The organism is Bowdeniella nasicola (genome assembly GCF_001907295.1).
Lineage (GTDB): Bacteria > Actinomycetota > Actinomycetes > Actinomycetales > Actinomycetaceae > Bowdeniella > Bowdeniella nasicola.
Genome location: NZ_MQVR01000059.1, coordinates 1 through 17,702 on the forward strand (window position 1 = coordinate 1; position 17,702 = coordinate 17,702).

17 protein-coding genes are annotated in these 17,702 nt (G+C 66.1%); 14 read left to right on the forward strand and 3 right to left on the reverse strand.

Annotation, left to right across the window (positions count from 1 at the left end; all coding sequences use genetic code 11):
• Positions 1–193 precede the first annotated feature (193 nt).
• The 5 genes from BSZ39_RS09295 to BSZ39_RS09315 are packed head-to-tail and all read left to right on the forward strand — an operon-like array spanning position 194 to position 4,767.
• Positions 194–1,090, forward strand: coding sequence for a hypothetical protein (locus BSZ39_RS09295; protein ID WP_073717061.1), 897 nt, complete (start codon positions 194–196; stop codon positions 1,088–1,090).
• Positions 1,087–2,127, forward strand: coding sequence for a ParB N-terminal domain-containing protein (locus tag BSZ39_RS09300; protein WP_073717062.1), 1,041 nt, complete (start codon positions 1,087–1,089; stop codon positions 2,125–2,127). Before BSZ39_RS09295 ends, BSZ39_RS09300 begins: the two co-directional genes overlap by 4 nt.
• Positions 2,128–2,172: 45 nt before the next feature.
• Positions 2,173–2,865 carry a hypothetical protein gene (locus tag BSZ39_RS09305; RefSeq protein ID WP_073717063.1) on the forward strand — a complete coding sequence of 231 codons (693 nt, stop codon included), beginning with the start codon at positions 2,173–2,175 and terminating at the stop codon, positions 2,863–2,865.
• Between the two features lie 7 nt (positions 2,866–2,872).
• Positions 2,873–4,495: a M23 family metallopeptidase gene (locus tag BSZ39_RS09310; RefSeq protein WP_222842924.1), complete on the forward strand. Its 1,623-nt coding sequence runs from the start codon at positions 2,873–2,875 to the stop codon at positions 4,493–4,495.
• Positions 4,496–4,500: 5 nt separating this feature from the next.
• Complete coding sequence (locus BSZ39_RS09315; protein WP_073717064.1) at positions 4,501–4,767, forward strand: DUF6112 family protein; 267 nt, start codon at positions 4,501–4,503, stop codon at positions 4,765–4,767.
• Between the two features lie 13 nt (positions 4,768–4,780).
• On the opposite strand, the gene BSZ39_RS13910 is transcribed toward BSZ39_RS09315, so the two are convergent.
• Complete coding sequence (locus BSZ39_RS13910) at positions 4,781–6,034, reverse strand: hypothetical protein (RefSeq protein WP_073717065.1); 1,254 nt, start codon at positions 6,032–6,034, stop codon at positions 4,781–4,783.
• Between the two features lie 106 nt (positions 6,035–6,140).
• Between BSZ39_RS13910 and BSZ39_RS09325 the strand changes: the two genes are divergently transcribed.
• Genes BSZ39_RS09325 through BSZ39_RS09335 form a run of 3 tightly spaced genes read left to right on the forward strand, consistent with a single transcriptional unit; the run spans position 6,141 to position 9,520 of the window.
• The gene (locus BSZ39_RS09325) at positions 6,141–6,473 is read left to right on the forward strand and encodes a DUF6112 family protein (RefSeq protein ID WP_245792484.1); all 333 of its coding nucleotides are present in this window, start codon (positions 6,141–6,143) and stop codon (positions 6,471–6,473) included.
• 45 nt (positions 6,474–6,518) lie between these two features.
• Positions 6,519–8,036 (forward strand): TrbL/VirB6 family protein, encoded by a 1,518-nt coding sequence (locus BSZ39_RS09330; RefSeq protein WP_073717066.1) that lies wholly within the window; start codon positions 6,519–6,521, stop codon positions 8,034–8,036.
• Positions 8,033–9,520 (forward strand): SCO6880 family protein, encoded by a 1,488-nt coding sequence (locus BSZ39_RS09335; protein ID WP_073717067.1) that lies wholly within the window; start codon positions 8,033–8,035, stop codon positions 9,518–9,520. The genes BSZ39_RS09330 and BSZ39_RS09335 overlap by 4 nt, the downstream gene beginning before the upstream one ends.
• 8 nt (positions 9,521–9,528) lie before the next feature.
• Here BSZ39_RS09335 and BSZ39_RS09340 read toward each other — a convergent pair whose 3' ends face one another.
• Positions 9,529–10,245 (reverse strand): hypothetical protein, encoded by a 717-nt coding sequence (locus BSZ39_RS09340; RefSeq protein ID WP_073717068.1) that lies wholly within the window; start codon positions 10,243–10,245, stop codon positions 9,529–9,531.
• Positions 10,246–10,582: 337 nt separating this feature from the next.
• Here BSZ39_RS09340 and BSZ39_RS09345 point away from each other — a divergent pair, with 337 nt between their 5' ends.
• From BSZ39_RS09345 to BSZ39_RS09370, 6 genes are all read left to right on the forward strand, one after another.
• A complete protein-coding gene (locus BSZ39_RS09345; protein WP_073717069.1) occupies positions 10,583–11,371 on the forward strand; it encodes a hypothetical protein in 789 nt (262 codons plus the stop codon).
• Positions 11,368–12,852, forward strand: coding sequence for an ATP-binding protein (locus BSZ39_RS09350; RefSeq protein WP_073717070.1), 1,485 nt, complete (start codon positions 11,368–11,370; stop codon positions 12,850–12,852). The genes BSZ39_RS09345 and BSZ39_RS09350 overlap by 4 nt, the downstream gene beginning before the upstream one ends.
• Positions 12,852–13,385, forward strand: coding sequence for a hypothetical protein (locus BSZ39_RS09355; protein WP_073717071.1), 534 nt, complete (start codon positions 12,852–12,854; stop codon positions 13,383–13,385). The genes BSZ39_RS09350 and BSZ39_RS09355 overlap by 1 nt, the downstream gene beginning before the upstream one ends.
• 26 nt (positions 13,386–13,411) lie before the next feature.
• Positions 13,412–15,175, forward strand: a complete 1,764-nt coding sequence (locus BSZ39_RS09360; RefSeq protein ID WP_222842925.1) for a type IV secretory system conjugative DNA transfer family protein — start codon at positions 13,412–13,414, stop codon at positions 15,173–15,175.
• 84 nt (positions 15,176–15,259) lie between these two features.
• Positions 15,260–15,709, forward strand: a complete 450-nt coding sequence (locus BSZ39_RS09365) for a single-stranded DNA-binding protein (protein WP_073717073.1) — start codon at positions 15,260–15,262, stop codon at positions 15,707–15,709.
• A 16-nt stretch (positions 15,710–15,725) separates the two neighbouring features.
• On the forward strand, positions 15,726–16,295 hold the full coding sequence (locus BSZ39_RS09370) for a hypothetical protein (protein ID WP_143180472.1): 570 nt from the start codon (positions 15,726–15,728) through the stop codon (positions 16,293–16,295).
• Positions 16,296–16,463: 168 nt separating this feature from the next.
• On the opposite strand, the gene BSZ39_RS09375 is transcribed toward BSZ39_RS09370, so the two are convergent.
• Complete coding sequence (locus BSZ39_RS09375) at positions 16,464–17,606, reverse strand: recombinase family protein (RefSeq protein WP_073717074.1); 1,143 nt, start codon at positions 17,604–17,606, stop codon at positions 16,464–16,466.
• Between the last annotated feature and the right edge of the window lie 96 nt (positions 17,607–17,702).

The following is a 17,702-nucleotide window of genomic DNA, read 5'->3' on the forward strand; positions in this document are numbered from 1 at the left end:
GACCCGAAGGCCTACCCGGCAAAGATTTATCGAACATAGTCATGATAATCACCGTTCCTTCCGACACGGCTTACACAAACTATTTGACACCCCCTGGTGACCAGCAATGACGACTCTCGCCAACACCACCACGACACCACTGCCGCCACTGTCTGGGGTGGGGGTGCGCACCTGCTTGTCAGGAGGCACCACCATGACCCACACCACAACACCAACCACCGGCACCGCTGAGACCGGGAGGAGGCCGTCGACAACGCCGTCGACACCCCACCCCGACAGTGCTGACTTCCGCACCAGCGAAGGGCTGCGAACTCTGCTGGAGCATCTGGCCGCGCACGGATGGCGCAACAACCCCCACGCCAAACAGTTGCTGGAATTCGCGGCGGAGCGGTTCGCACCCTTGGCACGCAAACACGGCCTGGACGTGTGGGAGGCCGCATCGGCGGCGTTTGATGTGATGCGCACCCCGGCGGCACGGAACGCCGCAGACCCATGGGCGGTGGTCACCCATGCGGTGCGGATCACCTGCATCTACGAAGAACGCGCCCAAGGACTCATGTGTTCAGTCCACCAGGCCCGCCGCGCCCACATCTCCGCCCACCACGACCCCGAACGGTTCTCCGACCGCGAAACACCCCTGTACGAATACCACCCGGCCTTTCATCTCACCGACCCCCACCACGACCAGCAGGAGGACGTGGATGCGGATGTGGATGCGAGCGTGCAGGCAGCAGTCGCGGACGCGACCCGCTTGTTCGTACTGCTGGGCTGGCCCGAAGCCTCCGCTCGGGCAGGCGTGGATCACGTCACCAACGCCCTGGCCCGGATCGGATCTCGGCGGGGCACCTACGAAGCCTTGCGGCGCGACAAGCACGCTCGCGCTCTGCTCGACCTTCCCGCCCCAGCCTGGACGTGCCTCCTACGTGTCCTGCTGGGCCATCCCGAACCTGCCTACGCCACCACGACGGCTGGGCGCGGGATCCTTCTGCGTCTGCTGCTCGGGGAGTCCCTGGCTGGCCTGTTGGGTGATGACGCCTTGGTCGCCGCGATCGTCCGTGCCGTCCCGGGGCGGGAACGGGTGCGGTCATGAGTACCCCGGGGCACATCGAGCTGGACCGCACCGTCGACTCCCTGCATGTCGGTCGACGCCACCGCGCCGACCTGGGTGACATCGATGCGCTGGCGGCCTCGATTGAGCGCGATGGGTTGTTGCAGCCGTTGACGGTCAGCCCCGACGGGGTGCTGATCTGCGGGGCACGCCGGCTGGCGGCGATCAAACAGCTCGGCTGGCGCACCGTCAACGTGTGGGTCCGCTCCGGTATCTCCGACCGTCTCGGCCACCTGCTGGCCGAACAAGACGACAACGTCCTACACAAGCCGCTCACCGCTCTGGAAGCCGCCGCCCTCTACCGCGAACTGAAATCTCTCATGGCCGAGGATGCTGCGCGTCGCAAGGCCGCGACCCAGTTCCGCAGCGACAACCAGCCCGGAACCGACGGTCCCGGAAAATTTCCGGAACCGTCGGGAGCCACCGGTGAGGCTCGTGAGCAGGCTGCCGGAATGATCCCCGGCGGTGCCTCGTACAAGACGCTGGACAAGATCGGCTACCTCGAACACGCCGCCAACGACACCGCCCTGCCCGAACACATCCGGGCCGCGGCGCAACGCGGGTTGGAGGAGATCGACGCGGGCAGCCCGGTCCATCCGATCTACGAGACCATCCGCAACCACACCGCCAACCCCGATGCTGGCGATGAGGCGTTGCATCAGGCCGCAGCCGACGCCCTCGCCCGCATCCAATCCAGTGGCAAACCGAAGCCCGCCCCGGCCAAGAAACCCAACAGCACCCCCGAGAGCGGGCCGGTGCAGTACCCGGTGCGAGCGTTCGTGGTGACGTGGACCGAACTGGATCAGTGGTGGACCCACTACGACCCGGCCGTGCTCGCCGTCGAACTCACCGACGAACAGGTCGCCACGTTCCTGCGCGTGATCGAACACACCATCGCGTTCGCCGACGCCCTCCAAGCCGCCCTCACCAACCCCGACGACACCACCGCCGCCTCCAACCCTGTCGATGAGCAGGATGACGGACCGGCGGGTGGCCGTCCGCAGCTGCGCGCCATCTAGCTTCTGCCTGCTGGTATTTGGGCTGCGTGGGCGCACCTGCTGGGCATGGACACTTCTGATCGTTCGTCGCGTCGCCGGCTCGTGCTGATCGCTGCCGGCTCGGTCACGGCCCTGGTGTGTGGGGTCGGGATCTACGGCCTCGCTACCGGCCCCCACACTCCCACCAGCACCCCGGGCACCTCACCGACCATCACCACCAGCCCGTCATCCTCCGCACCCACCACCGCCAAGCCTTCGGCCTCGGGGGCGCCGGCAGTGCCACCGGTGGCGCGCAGTGCTGATCCGGAGCAGTTCGCTCGCAATGTCGCAACCACGCTATTCGCGTGGGACACCACCACCGGGCTCCTGCCGCTGGACTACACCTCGGCGATCCTCGCCGTCGGGGACCCCAGCGGCGCCGAACAAGCCGGCCTCGCCACCGACGTCACCGCCTACCTGCCCTCGCGGACCGCATGGCAGGACCTGCGCACCTATAGCACCAGTCAGCATCTGACGATCGACCGCGCCTACATCCCCGACCAGTGGGGCGAAGCCCTCGCCCAGGCACCCGAGGGGCAACTCGCACCCGGCACGGTCGCCTACACCATCGAGGGCACCCGGCACCGCACCGGAACCTGGAACGCCGAACCAGTCGACTCGGCCCACAAGGTGGAGTTCACGGTGTTCGTGGTCTGCGCGCCGACCTACGACACCTGCCACCTGCTGCGCCTGTCACAGCTCGACAACCCGCTGCGGTGACCTGGCCGTGAAGAAACTCGCCGTCATCGCTGCCATGCTCGTGCTGTTCAGCCCCGCCCTGCTCCTGCTGGGGGTCGGGATGATGTTCAGCCCCGGCGCCAACGCCTCCTGCACCACCACCAGTGCTTCAGGCCCCGGGGTGGTGGGGCCGGTGCCGGACTCACTGGACGTGACGACCGCTGACGGGCAGACCTTCACGCTGAACACCACCCAGCTCACCCACGCTGCCACCATCATCCAGACCGGCTCCCAAATCGAAGGCGTGACCCGTGACGGGCTGCAGATCGCGCTCATGGCCGCGCTCACCGAGTCGAATCTGCGGATGCTGGCCAACACCAGCGTCTACCCCGACTCCGGGAATCACCCCAATGACGGGGACGCCTCCGACCACGACAGCCTCGGCCTGTTCCAGATGCGACCCCAAGCCGGGTGGGGCACCGTCCCTGACCTCATGGACCCTGGCTACCAGGCCCGCGCGTTCTTCGGCGGCCCTACTGGCCCCAACCACCCCTCACCCCGCGGCCTGCTCGACATCCCCGGCTGGCAGACCCTGTCCAAGGGCGAAGCCGCCCAAGCCGTCGAAGTCTCCGACTACCCCGACCGGTACGCGAACTACGAGCCCGTCGCCGAACAGATCCTCACCACACTCACCACCCCCAGCACCACCAGTCCACCATTGCCGGAGACCGGGCGCGTGGTCTTCCCGCTGCCTGAGGGCACCTGGGTCGCCACCTCGCCGTTTGGGATGCGGGTCCACCCCATCACCGGGGAGAACAAGCTCCACACCGGCGCGGACTACTCCGCACCCGACGGCACCCCCATCCTCGCCGCCGCCGACGGCATCGTCACCCACGCTTCGATGTCCGGCGGGTACGGCGGGCTGATCATCATCGAACACACCATCGGCGGGCAGAAGATCGCAACCGCCTACGCCCACCTGTGGGAGACCGGCTTTCACGTCAACGTCGGCGACCAAGTCACCGCCGGACAACACATCGGCGATGTCGGCTCGGCCGGCTACTCCACCGGCGCGCACCTGCACTTCGAACTCCGCCAAGGGGGCAGCGACGGCGAATTCACCGACCCCCAACCCTGGCTCGACCAACACACCACCGGCAATCTCCCAGCCCCCACCACGCCGGTCGAGCAGGAAGGCTGCAACCCGGCCGCGACCCAGCCCGCGCCACAGCCACCCGATCCGGGTGACGGGGATCCGGACCAAAAGGTCGATGACCCCACCACCGACGGACAGATCACCGCCCGCATGCTCCACGTCTACACCCAAGCCCTCACCGCCTACCCCGACAGCTCCTGGGCCTGCTACTCACCCCGCCCCGGCACCAAATCCGAACACCCCCTCGGGCGGGCCTGCGACATCACCTTCGGCAACCCCATCGGCACCCGCCCCACACCCCAGCAGCTCGAAGCCGGATGGGCTCTGACGAACTGGCTCAAAGACAACGCCGAAACCCTCGGCGTCGAGTACCTGATCTGGCAAGGCCAGATCTGGTCCCTCGCTCGCGACGCCGAGGGCTGGCGCCCCTACAACGGCGGCGGCATGCACGACCCCACCGACGTCACCGGCGGCCACTACGACCACGTCCACATCACCGTCAAAGAAGGCAGCTGATACCCATGAACATCTACCCCGACTTCGGCGCCCTCGGCGACAACACCACCCTCCACACCGTGATCGGCGCCCTCTTGACGTTCGTCCTCGTCACCGCCGTCCTCACCATGCTCATCTCCGGCATCACCTGGGCCATCGCCACAGCGAACGGCAACCACACCACCGCCACCAAAGCCCGCACCGGACTCCTCGTCGCCCTCGGCACCGCCGCACTCGCCGGCGCCGGCATCACCTGGCTCAACTGGCTCATCAACCTCGGCGACCAGCTGTGATCACAAGCCATGGTCAAGAACCTGAGTCAGAACCGGCGGGAAATTCACTGATGAGCCGTTCTGGGCCAATCCCTCCAGCTCCATGCAATCCGACTTCTTCACGAGCCGCAATTAGGCTTCTCTCACTAAAACTCTCTGGGGGCCACGGGATATTGAGCTGAAACACGCGCATCATTAGAATCTCTGGAGCAAACGTCGCGCCACATTGATCGCACTTCATATTCGCACACTCCGCGAGCCTTAACATGAGCGACACCTGATCAATTTCCGGCTGAGCGACAACGAGATTGGGGTGGCCATTATTGCACGCCGCGAGAATTGTGCAGTACGGATTGAACCCACAGTGCGAGCAGGCAATCCCCCGCCCCGAATATCCATACATGTTCGCCATGAGAGGACCGCCACAGGAGATGCACCGAATGGGGCCAAACACCATCGCCCGAAGTCGGAATCCTCGCGTTGCGCGCCGGTACCTGCCCATCGCCTTCTTCCGCGCGGCGACCACCCGGAGGGCCTCCTCACGCTCGCGCCCTCTTCGTTCAGAGTCCCGAAGATAGCCGTACCGGGTTTTCACGTAGCCATCAACTGACCCGAAAGCGAAGACGGCGGGAACTGCAAGCTCTGACAGTGGGCGGAAAAGCTCCCGAACCTCGATCGTTCCTCTCTTTCTGCGAAGCCTTCCGCACGCATCGAGCATCCCGTCTACGATGACTTCGGCCACGGTGTCAGTGTATTGCATCAACGGAACGAGCCTGCGCATGAGGCGAACCGCTTGAGCCAAGAACTCCTGCGTGTCTCTTTCAGGAAAGTGCATGACTGAACACGTCAGAGGGTCAGGGAATCCGGGATTTAACTGAGCCCACTCCTCGACTGCCGATACACCGCCAGGCGCGGCACTCACGCTCTGAATCTCCTCAAGTGAGCGGCGGAGTGAAACCGAGTCCTTTGTTTGCGCTCCGACTATCGCCAGAATCAATCGGGGACTTTCGAGAGACTCCAGAGACTTCAATCGAGAGAACTCCCCGGCCAAGGCCGCCTTATCCATGGGGGAGGTCTTCACGGATACGACGTGAGAACGCTCTCCGCAATGAAGTGAGATGTCATCGTAAACCTCGAAGGATATAGAAGCAGTCTCGAACTCCTCCCTTGGGAGCCCAAGATGCCCACACGCAGCCATGAGCATCAGCAGTACAGCTACGCCGTCTTGCTGGTCGATGCGAGAAGCAATGAAGCCGCCCCGTGATGCCTTAGAGAGATGATCGCCCACGACTCCATCCTCGCATCGCCGGAAGAACTTCGGCCATCAGTCAGCGGAGCTCGGTCGCACACCTGACAAGCAGACCCGTTCATCTTCTGACTGTGAGGAGCTTGCTGTGTTTGATCTGATGAGCTGTGTTGTGCCGAATCTGTCGACTCTGCCGGTGATGCTGCCGATGGAGGTGGACATCACGCCAAACGATGATGGGCTGCCGGGGATCGCGCAGCTGCGCAACATCGTGGGCGCGGTGATGACGATCGGGCTGATCCTATCGGTGCTGGCGCTGATCATCTCCGCGATCGTGTGGGGCTTCGGCGCGAACTCCTCCAACCCGCACCTGGCCGGCCGCGGCAAGGTCGGCGTCCTGGTCTCCTGCGGGGCAGCGATCATCTGCGGCGCCGCGGTCACGCTGATCAACTTCTTCTGGAACGTCGGCCAGTCCGTCTAACCCCTACCCAACCGTTCCAACCCGCGTGTGTGAGGAGTGATTGCGGTGGGTGTGTGCGATCTGCCCGTCATCTCAGGTGTCTGCGAAACCGCCGGCGAAGCAGCCGCCTCATTGGTCTCGGCCCCGTTCGACTGGCTCGCCCAAGCCATGGGCTCAGCCGCGGGCTGGTTGTTCGAGGCCGTGTGGAACGTCTTCGACGCCACCACCCTGGTCGACATCACCAGCGACGGATACCTGTCGGTCTACAACCTGCTGTTCGGCATCGCGGTGTTCGTGATGCTGCTGTTCTTCTGCCTCCAACTCATCACCGGCCTCATCAGACGTGACCCCACCGCCCTCACCCGCGCCGCCCTCGGCCTCGCCAAGAGCGTGTTGGGGTCGTTCGTGGTGATCACCCTGACCGGGCTGCTGTTGGAGGTAGTCGACCAGCTGTGTGTCGGGATCGTCCAAGCCGCCGGCGAGACCACCGAATCCATGGGCGAGAAGATCACGATCCTCGCCGGCGGACTGACCGCGATCAACATCGCCGCCCCCGGGGTGGGGGCGATCATCACGATCTTCCTCGCCGGGCTCGCGATCACTTCCGCGGCGATCGTGTGGCTGTCGCTGCTGGTGCGCAAGGCTCTGCTGCTGGTCGCGATCGTGTTCGCACCCCTGGCCCTGTCAGGCTCGTCGTGGGACGCCACGCGGGGGTGGATCAGCAAGTGGGCGATGTTCGTGGTCGCGCTGATCTGTTCCAAGCTCGTGCTGGTCGTGATGTTCCTGGTCGCGATCACCCAAGTCGCCGCCCCGATCGATGGGGACCTGTCCTCGATCAGTGACCCGCTGGCCGGGGTGGTGCTCATGGCGATGGCCGCGTTCGCCCCCTACCTGACCTACCGGTTCATCAGCTTCGTCGGCTTCGACATGTACCACGCCATCGGCGCCGAACAAGACGCCAAGAACTCCCTCAACCGACCCATCCCGCTGCCGGACCGTCAGCCGGGCAACCCCCAGCAGATCCTCGACGGCAACAACAGCGGCGGCGACCGCAACGATGGTGGCGGGAAGCAGCCGACGAAACCGAGTACCCCGAACCCCTCCGCCTCCCAGGGCGGAGCCGAAGCCGGAGCTGGCACTGGCGGAGCAGTTGGGTCTGGGACTTCCGGATCGGGTGCGGCCTCGGGTGGATCTGCTGCCGCTGCCGGTCCTGCTGCCGCGGCCGTGATCGGGGCACAGGTGGCCAAGGATGCCGCCACCGCGGGACCGAAAGCCGGCACCGAACTCGGCCAGCAGGCCGAGACCGCGGCCAACGCCGCCGACCACACCCCCACCCCCAACGCAGGCGGAGGCAATGGTGGGAATACTCCACCAGCACCTGCACCCGGTGAGACGCCGCCACAGCCGGGCACACCACCTGCCAGTGCGGAGCCCACCCCGCCCAGCACCCCACGCTCACAGCCACCGGGGTCGTCCTCGCCTGGTGGGGGTGAGCAGGTGTCGCCGTCCGCGCCGGTGCCGAACCCGCCGCCAGCTGACAATCCGCCACCGCCGTCGAGTGCAGGGAAGGAGCCGCAGTCATGAGCCGCCGCACCAAGAACAACAGCCACGAACCGGATGCGACCGGTTCGGAGTTGGTGCCGGTGAAGTTCTCCCGGCTCACCCGCCGCGGCATCCTGCTGGGCCTGTCCGCGGCCCAGCTGGTCACCGTCGGGATCGCGATCGCCACCATCATCACCGCCCTGTATGCCGGGGGCGGGATGTGGCTGGCCTACACCGCCCCCATCTGGGCCACCGCCGTCCTCCTCACCTGGGTCCCTGTCGCGGGACGCCCGGTCATCGAGTGGGTGCCCGTAGCCGGGTGGTGGGGCTACCGCACCACCATCGGCCAACTCCTCTACCGGCGTCGCATCGTCAACCCACGCCCCGCCGGAACCCTCGCCCTTCCCGGAGACCAAGCCCGACTGCGCGAATACGAGGACCCAACCACGGGGGCGGGCATGATCCACGACCCCCACCAGAACACTCTCACGGTGGTGTGCGAAATCACCCACCCCGCGTTCGTGCTCCTCGACCCCGCCGAACAAGAACGACGCGTCACCGCCTGGGGCCGCGTCCTGGCCACCGTCTGCCGCTCCGGCAGGATCGCCACCCTGCAGATCCTGGAACGCACCCTGCCCGACTCCGGCACCGGACTGGCCGAATGGTGGACCACCCACGGCCACCCCGAAGACACCAGCTGGGCTGCCACCACCTACGCCGAACTCATCGACCGCGCCGGCCCCGCCGGCGAACGCCACGCCACCACCCTCTCCCTGTCCCTCGACATGAGAAACGCGACGAGGCAGATCCGCACCGCCGGCGGCGGTATCCGCGGCGCCGCCGCCGTCCTACGCCAAGAGATGAACACCCTCACCGCCGCGCTCCGCTCAGCCGACCTCACCCCATCCGGGTGGCTCACCCCCGGCCAGATCGCTGTGATCCTGCGCTCGGCCTACGACCCCGCGATCGCCGCCACTTTGGAACGCCACGGCCAGATCGGCCACGACCTCGCCACCGCCGGCCCCGTCGCGGTCAACGAGACCTGGAGTCGTATCCGCACCGACTCCGCCCACCACGCCGTGCTGTGGATCAGCGAATGGCCCCGCTCCATGGTCTACCCAGGCTTCCTCTCACCCATCCTGCTCTCCAGCGGGATCCAGCGGTCGTTTTCCCTGATCTGCACCCCCATGCGTTCCGACCAGGCCGCCCGCGACATCCGCAAGAAGAAGGTCGAGCACATCTCCGACCAAGCCCAACGCGCCAAAATCGGGCAGATCGAAGACGCCTCCCAGACGGCTGAGTACCACGATGTCCTCCAGCAAGAAGCAGACCTCACCGCTGGCCACGGCATCCTGCGCTACACCGGCCTGATCACCGTCACCGCCACCACGATCGAAGACCTCGACGCCCACGTCGCCGCCCTCGAACAAGCCGCCATCCAAGCCAACTGCGAAACCCGACTCCTCGCAGGACAACAAGCCCAAGCCTTCACCGCCGCAGCCCTACCACTCTGCCGGCAAGTCTGAGCGCGATCTTAGGTGGGCCAGGTCCATTGCTGTTTGAACATGTCGTAGAACTGTTGAAGGTAGTTCTGCGACCGGATGACGATCCCTTGCTTCAACAGGGGCACGACGCAGTAGTCCCATACGGCTTTGTGCGCGTATGGGTCGGGGCAAAAGAGGATGGCCAGGATTCGCAGCCGCAAGATGATCGGGTCCAGCGCCCCGTGGGTCGCTTCGGTTGCTCCGGTCATCAGGGCCGTGACCAGGGCTTTGACGGCCTCTTCCAGGATCGCGTCGTGCAGCCCTGCCGCAACATCGTTGTCTGCTCTGGAGACCGTCTTTCGTGTCTTCTTCTGCTGACACGGTGCGTTCCCTTTTGACCCTGCACGTTGGGAGTGAACCGCTTCCCACGTTCGTGCCCCCAGCAGGTCGACGGTGAACTGTGAGACACGGCTGGGGAACTTGTCGATCTCATCAAGCGCCTCAGTGAGGACTTGCACCAGGGCAGCGAGCACGTCGCACCAGAAATGATCCGCAAGTCGCGGGTGGGTACCCGGATGCTGCTTGAGAACCTGTTCGCAGGTATCGCCCACCTGCCGCGCCATCCATTCAATCTTCTCGCGCTCGCTGGGGTTGGCAACCAGCCAGTCGACGATATCGACGGAGCGACTGGAGTCAAAGAACGCGGTTGCATCGCCGCGTCGCGGCGTCTTGCGGGATGAGCGGTGCGTCTTCTCCTGCTTCTTCACCTTCGTACTCGCACGGTTGCGCTGAGTGGTGGCTGTTCCAACCTGCTTGTTTTGCGCAGGGGTCCGTTGTGGGGCTGGAACTGTCAAGGCGGCAGCCCAGGCAAGCCGGGCAAGAGCTCCGTGGTTCCCACCACCGCAACCACACTCGCAGCCAGGACTCACTGCGTGCTGGCATGAACTTCCCGTGCACGTCAACATCTCGAGGTCCTCTCGAAGAACATCGTTGTCCAACTCCAGCGTAAAGCACCGAGGACTCACTGATCCTCAGCAAAGTCTCGCGGTGCTCCGCGCACCTCCCTCGTAGGCGTACCGCCGCTGCGTAGAGAGGACTGTTGGGATGGCGACGTTTGTTGATCCGGTGGCTGATGCTGCTGAGGCCTATGAGGGGTTGCGTGGGTTGGCGCACGCGACTCGCGCGTTTGAGGATCCGGTTGACATGTACCGGGTGTTGGGTGAGGTGTCGGGGTCGGTGCGGCTGTTGCGGCAGGTGCTGGACCAGCTGTCTCGTGCTCATGCTGATCACCGCGATATCGCGTTCACCGATGACCGCGCGCCGGCGGAGGCGGTGGCGTTGGCGGCGGCGGATGAGTTGCATCAGGCCGCCGACGGGCTGGATGAGGTCGCTGATCGGGTGATGCGCGCGCACGAAGCCTCCGGTCGGATCGCCTGGCACACCCACACCAGCTCTGAGCCCGAGCGTTCGCGGCGGTGGGTGAATGTGGTGTTCCTCCAGGGCAGTGAGGCCGATGAGGTACTGGACCTGATTGATGTGGAGGGGGTGCAGGCGGGGATCGCGCATCTGGCGCAGTGGGACTTCGGCGACGAAACCACTGGCGCGGCGTTCATGAACGGTGAGGTGTACCACGAGCTCCCGCGCGGGCAGTGGGATCGCAGCTTCGAGGCCGACGGGTATGTGCTGACCTACAACCCGCAGATGGGGTATGTCGGGCTGGTCCGCGAACACCCCGACACCACACCCACACCCGACGAGGAGGAGGTCATCGCTGCACGGGACGCTTTCAGCGGTGTCACCTCTGAGTCTCCGCGTCGTGCGGCCGAGGGCACAGATTGGTTCGCACCAACTTCGGCCCATGGGGCGTCGTCTTCGGTGGGGCAGTCGCTGTGAGCGGCGAGAAGGAACGGCTGCACGCTGCGGTGTTGGTGTCCCCGGCCGCGGAACGGCGGAAGACCCGTAAGGCTCGTCGTCAGGCTGCCGCCCGGCTGCAGGCTGAGCAGGCCAGAGTCGAGCGGGAATCGGCGAAGGCGAAAACGCTGGCGGAACGGGAGGAACGGAAGGCGACGACGTTTCTGCCGGCGGCCGGTGAGGCGGGGCCGGCGGCGTTGCGGTCGCCTGGCCGGTTGCGGGTGCCGCGGCATCAGGACACCTCGGCCACGCTGGCCGGGGCGTATCCGTTCATGGCCGAAGGCGGTCTGGGATCGGATGGGGTGTTCGTCGGGCAGGACATGTACTCGGGTGGCAGTTTCGTCTACGACCCGTGGGTCCTCTACGCCCGCGGGATCATCACCGCCCCGAACCTGGTGCTCGCGGGGATCGTCGGATCGGGAAAATCGTCGCTGACGAAGTCGCTGTATACGCGGTCGTTGCCGTTCGGGCGCCGCGTCTACGTCCCCGGCGACCCCAAGGGCGAACACACCGCGGTCGCCGAAGCGGTGGGTGGGAAGGCGATCGTGCTCGGCCACGGCCTCCACACCCGCCTAAATCCCCTGGATGAGGGCCACCGCCCCGGCGGGCTCACCGACCAGGAGTGGGAGAGCACCGTCGCCTCCCGGCGCCGTGACCTCATCGGCGCGCTGGCCGAAACGGTGCTGGCGCGGGGGCTCACGCCGTTGGAGCACACCGCGATCGACCTCGCCCTCACCGCCACGGTTGCAGAAAACGAGGTGCCGATCCTGCCCATGGTCGTCGACCACATCCTCACCCCCAGCCACGACCCCGACGGACGCCTCGCTGAAGACGGGCGCCTGGTCGGCCACGCTCTGCGGCGCCTGGTCGCCGGTGACCTCGCCGGCCTGTTCGACGGCCCATCCACCGTGGCGTTCGACCCGGATCTGCCGATGATCAGCCTGGACCTGTCCCGGGTGACCGAGAACTCCACCCTCATCAGCGTGTTGATGACCTGCAGCTCGGCGTGGATGGAATCCGCGCTGTTGGATCCCAATGGTGGGCAGCGGTGGGTGATCTACGACGAGGCCTGGCGGCTGATGTCCCATCCGGCGTTGTTGAAGCGGATGGATGCGCATTGGCGTCTGGCCCGGCATTACGGGATCGCGAACATGCTGATCTTCCACAAACTCTCCGACCTCGACAACGTCGGCGACGAAGGCTCCGCCATGCGCTCGCTGGCCAACAGTCTGTTGGCGAATGCGGAGACGCGGATCGTCTACCGCCAGGAATCCGATCAGCTCGGCCCCACCGCCACCGCCCTCGGCCTGACCGGCACCGAACAAGCACTGCTGCCGAACCTCGGGGTGGGTCAGGGGCTGTGGCGGATCAAGAACCGCTCGTTCGTGATCCAGCACCAGCTCCACCCCGGCGAGCTGGAGCTGTTCGACACCAGCAGCCGCCTCACCGCAGGAGTCAAGTAATGCTCAAGCTTCCCTCCCTGAGACACCGCCGCAACGACACGAGCGAGCCAGTGCCGGTGGTGCTGCGGCACGTGGTCATCACCGTCGACACCACCGGCGCCCTGACCGTGACCGTCGACCAGCAACCGCATCTTCCGCCGGCCGGTGAGGTGTGGGGTCGGAGTGACTTCGCAGCGATCCTTGATGACCTCACCGAGCAGCGCCGTATTCCCGTGCGGGTAGATGTGTACGAGTCCGACGGGAGCCATTTCACCGACATCATCCACGCCCACCGACCACGCCGAAACCCCGAACCCGAGCCAGACACCCCAGCCCCTGCCGACGAGCAAGCGGCCGCGGAGTCTCCGGCACTCCCGACAGATGATTCGTGCCGGTTGGTGGGGTTCTTGCCCGGTGAGACGGTGCTTCTCGCCCAGATCGTTGAGGAAGTCGCGGCTGATGAGAACGGCACCATCACCCCACCCGACACTGCCTTGGGGCCGGTGGTGGTTGGGCGGACCTCGGGGACCCTGATCGTGCAGGAGACGCGATGAGTGCCTCGCAGCGGCAGAGTGGGTCGATGGGTGAGGAACTGATCAACGCCGCCCTCATCGGCCTCATCGCCGTGTTCCTCCTCACCCTCGTGCTCCGCGCGACCGGGTCGGTGGCCGCGTTCCTCACGGGCATCCCTCAACCGTCTGCGAGCTGGGCCGCCGGCGCCGGGGTGTTGTTCAACCCCGCCAACCCCGCAGCCGCATTGGGTGCCCCGGGACTCAGCCCGGTCGTCTACTGGGTCACGACTGTCGTGGTGCTGGGCGGGCTGGTCGGCCTCGCGGGCTGGGGATGGGTCGTCTGGCGGCGTCGCTCCCATGCTCAGGTGGTGGATCCGCATCGGTTGGCGGGCACGGCGACGCGGCACGAGGTCGCCCAGGTCGCCTCGGAGAAGGTGCTGCTGAAACGGGCCTCGACGTTGCGGCCGTCGCTGAAGGACCCGACGCCGGGTGAGGTGGGGTATCGGCTCGGGACGTCGAAGGGGCAGGGGGTGTGGGTGAGTGTGGAGGACTCGATTCTGCTGATCGGCCCGCCCCGCTCCGGCAAGGGCCTGCACGTCGTCATCCCCGCCATCCTCGACGCCCCCGGCCCCGTCGTCACCACTTCCACCCGGCCGGACAATCTGACCGCCACCCTGCGCGCCCGGCAGCATCGCGGTCCGGTGGCGGTGTTCGATCCCCAGCACCTGGCCGAAGGGCTCCCGGCGGGGATGCGCTGGTCACCCGTCCGCGGCTGTGAGGATCCGCTGACGGCGATGATCCGCGCGACCGGGCTGGCGTCTGGCACCGGGTTGTCGGCTGGTGGTGTGGAGTCGGGTGGGTTCTGGGAGGGCAAGACCCGCACCGCCCTCCAAGCCCTCCTCCACGCCGCGGCGTTGGACTCTCGAAAGCCGGCGGACTTGTTCCGGTGGACCCTCGACCCCGCCGCCGCAGCCGAAGCCGTCGCGATCCTCACGAACCACCCCGATGCTGCCGCCGGGTGGGCCGACTCGCTGGGGGCGATGATCGACGCCGACCCCAAGACCCGCGACTCCATCTGGCAAGGCGTCGCCCTCGCCCTCGGCGCCCTCGCCGACCCCCGCGTCCTCGACGCGGTCACACCACGCGAGGGCGAGACCCCCTTCGACCCCGAGACCTTCCTGCGCGAGTCCGGGACCCTCTACCTGCTCGCCACAGGTGCTGGCGCCGGGGCGTCCGCGGCGTTGGTGGCGGCGTTCATCGAAGACCTCATCGAAACCGCCCGGCGTCTCGCCGCCCGCTCACCCGGCGCACGGCTCGACCCACCCCTCCTGCTCGCCCTGGATGAGATTGGGAACCTCGCGCCGCTGCCGTCGCTGCCGACGTTGATGGCCGAAGGTGGCGGGACCGGGATCACCACCCTGCCCGTCCTCCAGTCGTTGGCGCAGGCGCGCGACAAGTGGTCCGATCACCAAGCCGGAGCGATCTGGGACGCCGCCATCGTCAAACTCATCCTCGGTGGCGCCTCCAACAGCCGCGACCTCCAAGACCTCACCACCCTCATCGGCGAACGCGACGAATACACCGACTCCGTCACCCTCGGTGACCACGGCAACAGGTCGAACCAGCGCTCCGTACGGCGGGTGCCGATCCTGCCACCCGACCGCATCCGCACCCTCCCCTTCGGCACCGGCGTCACCCTGCTCCGCTCCGCCCCGCCGATCATCACCGACCTGACCGCCTGGCCCACCCGCTCCGACGCCAACACCCTCAAGCGGGATCGTCGAGACCTGGAACAGCTCCTCCAGGCCGGACCTGCAGCGCAGGACGAGTAGCCCGGAGCGGTCGGTGCACCTGACCGGTACCAGCAGCCCACACCACCAGCGGGCTGCAGTCCACGAGTTGAGAGGTACCGCGTCATGGCCATCCGCACCCAGGAATCCCTGTCCGGGTTCATCGCATCCGACCCGCAGCTGACCTACACCGACCGCGGCGATGCCCGCTTCTACGCCCGCTTCGGCCAGGAGAACTTCCAACGCGAAGAAGACGGCACCTTCACCAAACTCGAGCCCTCCTTCGGCAACCTCGTGCTCTACCGCGCCACCGCCGAACGCGCCTTCGAACGCTTCACCAAAGGCGACCAGTTCGTCGCCGAAGGCTACGCCCACGACTACACCTACGAACGCGACGGCCAACGCATCGCCGGCGAAGAGTTCGTCGCCAAGAAGATCGGCCACGACACCGCCCGCACCCGCTACGACGTCGACCGCACACCCCGCCAAGCACTCAAACGCCAGGCGGCTGGGCAGGACTTCGAACCACCCCAGCACCACCAGGCCACGCCCACCGCCGACAGCCTCAGCATGTGACCCGGGGGGACTGATCATGAGCACTCACGGCCCCGAGCCCGACGACCAGTACGAGGACCCCGACATCCTCGACGACCACCCCCACACCCCCGACACCAGCGCGCTGCCCGAACCACCGCACCCGATCAACTGGAACCTCCTTTCAGCGCAAGATCTGGAAACCGAACTGCTGGAACTGAACCGGTGGGTCGACTGGCTCCGCCACACCTACGGCCTCCCCGCCTCAGTCATCCCGCCCTACTGGCACCGCCACCCCGAACTGGTCTGGGAACTGTCCGCACTGCACCTGCACTGGCTATGCGCCTACGACCCCGAACAAAACGGCTCCGCACCCCTGGGCTGGCACCGCGACTTCGCCGACGCCCGCCACCGCCTCCGCGACTGGGTCACCGCCTCCGGCACCCGCCTCGACCGCGACCGACCCACCCGCCAAACCACCTGGCCCGGCGAAGAACCCCAACCCACCCACGACGAGACCGTCATCACCGACCGAGACGCCGACTTCGTCCAACACGTCCTCGACCAAGTCAACGAACGACAAGCCGCCGAAAACGCCTTCTACGCCAGCCTGGATGAGCAGAGGTGAAGGGGCGTGGCTGTAGAAGATCTGGTTCTGAAGGGCCTTGCTTTGGATGGGCCGGCCCGCACCAGCTTTTCGCTTGGATGGCGGGCCGGCTGCTCGCGTCTTGCCGAGTCTCCGTTGTCGGTGGAGATGATGGTCGAACTGGCTCGATGTGTCGATGTTGTCGCTGCCTCAGTCGTCGACGGACGTGATGATCAAGCGCTCAGACGGGACACCCGGACCGGGCGTGACATCGATGCGTCGAATGAGTTGTCGCAGTAGTGTGCGGCGTTGGGCCAGTGGCAGGCCGGTCCAGTTGCGGGCCAGCTCCTCGGGGTCACCTGTTATCGCTGGTAGCGGGTCGAGGGCTTCAACCTGGCGTTGAAGCTTGTCGATGCGAGACTCCACTGATTCCAGTAGTGCCACGAGGTGCCGCACCATGGATCCTTTGAACTCCTGATTTCCTTGTCGAGTCAGGAGTTCATCGCGTTCTGCCTTGGCTTCTTCCAAGGCTGCGAAGAGGTCTTTGAGGGCTCGATCGGATGTTGCGGCGTGTCGGCGGGCGCGTGTCTGGGCAACGGCGTCGTCAGTGAGCTGGGCGAAGAACCATCCCAAGACGTGGGCTTCGCTGTGAGATGCGTCCACCGTGCACGACGTGGTGCAGTGTCGGTGGCCGCGTTTGCGGTTGGCCATGCAGTTGTACGTGTACTGGTTGTACTTCTCGCCTGATGCTCGGCGCCGTGCCTTGTTGTGTCCGTAGAGGCGGTCTCCGCACTGGCAGAAGAGCAAGCCCGTCAGCAGCCACTCGTGAGATCCCCATGGGCGACGAGTGCGTGAGGTTTTCGCTTCCTCCAACCGCTTCTTTACCCGTAGCCAGGTCACCCAGTCGCAGACGGGCTCTTGTGAGATGACTGGGTCACCTTTTGCATCACGCGCGATGTAGTCAAGCAAGTTGAGCTTCACGCCGCGCTGATGCTCGGGTACCTGTCGCATCCGGTAGCCGACCATGCGGGGCGAGACTAATGCTCGGTAGATCGTCGCTTCGTAGATCGGTGCGCCCTTGGCTGTGGTGATGCCGTACTCGGCCTTCCAGTAGTCAGCGATGCGTGCCAGGCTCACGCCGTCCAACACCAGTTCCACTGCACGTTTGAGGGCTGGGTGCTCTACTGGGTGAGGCACAAGTCGCACGCCGGTACGGCCCTGTTCATCGGTCACCCGGGGACCTGGCATCCAGCCAAGTGGCGGCGTCCCGCCATGGTGGAAGCCTGCTTCAGCCAGGTGCCTCTTGGCAGCGAGCTGCCGCTCGCTCATCGAGTCTGTCTCGACTTCGGCCATGAGTGGATCGCCCCGAGTTTGGTGGAGAGTTCATAGCGGTACGTCAGCCACCACTGGCCGACTGGTTTCAGTGTAGTAGTGTTCCTCGAACTGCGC